The following is a 1,621-nucleotide window of genomic DNA, read 5'->3' as shown; positions in this document are numbered from 1 at the left end:
AGGTCAAGGTGCTTGTGGGATATTTGAGTTTCTTTCTTAAACAGACATAAGATAAAAAGGACTTAAGACGTAAGACGGTTAGTCCAAAATTAAAATAATAATAACAGTGGTAATTCTAGAAACATCATATGTCATAAGTCTTACCATCAAAAGTCAACAACAAACAATGGAAACACAACAAGAAAACCAAATACTCCGGGGAGGTCAATTCCTCGTGAAGGAAACAAAATGCGAAGATGTCTTTACACCTGAAGATTTCAACGAAGAACAAAGAATGATGCGCGATTCGGTCATTGAATTCAACGATCGAGAAATTATTCCAAACAGAGATCGTTTTGAAGCCAAAGATTATGGATTAACCAAAGAAATCATGACCAAAGCTGGGGAAATGGGCTTTTTAGGAGTTGCGGTTCCTGAGGCTTACGGCGGATTGGGAATGGGCTTCGTGTCGACCATGATTGTATGCGAATACATTTCGAGTGGAACGGGGTCATTCAGTACTGCTTTTGGTGCGCATACAGGAATTGGAACCATGCCAATCACACTTTATGGCACTGAAGAACAAAAACAAAAATACGTTCCTAAACTGGCCACTGGCGAATGGTTTGGCGCTTATGCGCTAACTGAGCCCGATGCAGGATCGGATGCTAATTCTGGAAAAACAACGGCGACACTTTCTGAAGATGGTAAATCGTATAAAATCAACGGTCAAAAAATGTGGATCTCCAATGCGGGTTTCTGTAATTTATTTATCGTTTTTGCACGTATAGAAAATGACAAAAACATTACCGGATTTATTGTTGAGCAAGATCCTAACAATGGCATTACTTTAGGTGAAGAAGAAAATAAACTGGGTATCCATGCGTCTTCCACAAGACAAGTATTTTTTAGCGACACCGTAGTTCCTGTAGAAAACATGTTGGCAGGTCGTGGCGAAGGTTTCAAAATAGCGATGAATGCATTGAATATTGGCCGTATCAAATTGGCCGCTGCTTGCTTGGATTCACAACGACGCATTACCACCAATGCCATTCAGTACGCTAACGAACGTAAGCAATTCAAGACTCGTATTTCAGATTTTGGAGCTATCAAAATGAAATTGGCCGAAATGGCAACCAACTGTTATGCTGGTGAATCAGCATCTTATCGTGCTGCAAAAAACATTGAAGACCGAATTGCCCTACGACAAGCTGCTGGAAATTCACATCAAGAAGCCGAATTAAAAGGTGTTGAAGAATATGCCATTGAATGTTCGATCTTAAAAGTTGCCGTTTCAGAAGACGTACAACATTGTGCCGATGAAGGTATCCAAATATTTGGAGGCATGGGCTTTTCTAAAGACACGCCAATGGAGGCCGCTTGGAGAGATGCACGTATTGCACGAATTTATGAAGGGACCAACGAAATTAACCGAATGCTTTCTGTTGGCATGTTGGTCAAAAAAGCTATGAAAGGTCACGTCGATTTATTAGGCCCTGCGCAAGCTGTTGCTGATGAATTAATGGGAATTCCTTCATTTGACACGCCTGATTATTCAGAGCTGTTTGCTGAAGAAAAGGAAATGATCGCCAAGCTTAAAAAAGTATTTTTAATGGTCGCTGGTGCTGCGGTTCAAAAATTT

At 40.7% G+C, this 1,621-nt stretch carries 1 protein-coding gene; it reads left to right on the top strand.

The genetic code is table 11. The features are described from left to right. Positions 1-166: 166 nt before the first annotated feature. Positions 167-1,621 (top strand): acyl-CoA dehydrogenase family protein (locus VNJ50_RS01765; protein ID WP_325578469.1); only part of this gene is annotated, 1,455 nt, incomplete at its 3' end.

It is taken from the genome of Gelidibacter sp., assembly GCF_035577925.1.
In the GTDB taxonomy this organism is placed as follows: domain Bacteria; phylum Bacteroidota; class Bacteroidia; order Flavobacteriales; family Flavobacteriaceae; genus Gelidibacter.
Note: the sequence above shows the minus strand (reverse complement) of the source record. Positions and strands in the feature narration are given on the sequence as shown.